This window comes from Pontibacter locisalis, assembly GCF_042684605.1.
Lineage (GTDB): Bacteria > Bacteroidota > Bacteroidia > Cytophagales > Hymenobacteraceae > Pontibacter > Pontibacter locisalis.
The window spans coordinates 1-568 of sequence record NZ_JBHULU010000035.1 but is presented as its reverse complement, the minus strand read 5'-3'; the positions used below and the strand labels follow the sequence as shown (position 1 = coordinate 568).

The 568-nt window shown below is 34.2% G+C and carries 1 protein-coding gene; it reads right to left on the bottom strand.

Features of this window, described 5'->3' with window-relative positions; genetic code table 11:
• Nucleotides 1-72 precede the first annotated feature (72 nt).
• Nucleotides 73-549 (bottom strand): hypothetical protein, encoded by a 477-nt coding sequence (locus ACFSRY_RS19175; RefSeq protein WP_377511951.1) that lies wholly within the window; start codon nt 547-549, stop codon nt 73-75.
• Nucleotides 550-568 lie beyond the last annotated feature (19 nt).

The window sequence follows — 568 nt, the reverse complement described above, 5'->3', positions numbered from 1 at the left end:
AACGTTTAGTACATAAGATAGACGAGGCTCAGCCGAAGTATAACTTATGTGCCGTGTTGGGGAGAGCTTTTCTTATTTTAGTTTATTCACATGAACTTCTAAAAACCCAATGCCAGTATCTTCTATTTCTTCCAAATATCCTTTTCTGATAATGAAAGAGGTTTGGGTAATGTATCCATTTTGCTTCGGATTGTTGGTGGCAGTTAATAAAAGAGTATCTGATTTCAATTCGTAAGTACCAGATGATTTCACTTCTCTGAATCCACCTATTTCAAAAGTATTGTCTTCATAAAGCTTCAATAGGATTCCACCAATTGGTGCTTCTCTGGAAGCCACTAAAACTTCTTCTTTATTTTTAAAATTGTAAGAGAAGAATAGTTCTTCAACTACTAATAGCAAGCTTAGTGATAAGACTGCTGTAGCAAAAGAGATAGCTGCATTTCTTAATCGAGCTTTTCTTCTTTTTATCAAATAGCCCACTAAAAAGACAACAGTGAGTAAAAGGCAAACAGCAATTATTAACACTGTAATTATTGAAGCTATTTCCATACTTTAAGTTTACCCCAAC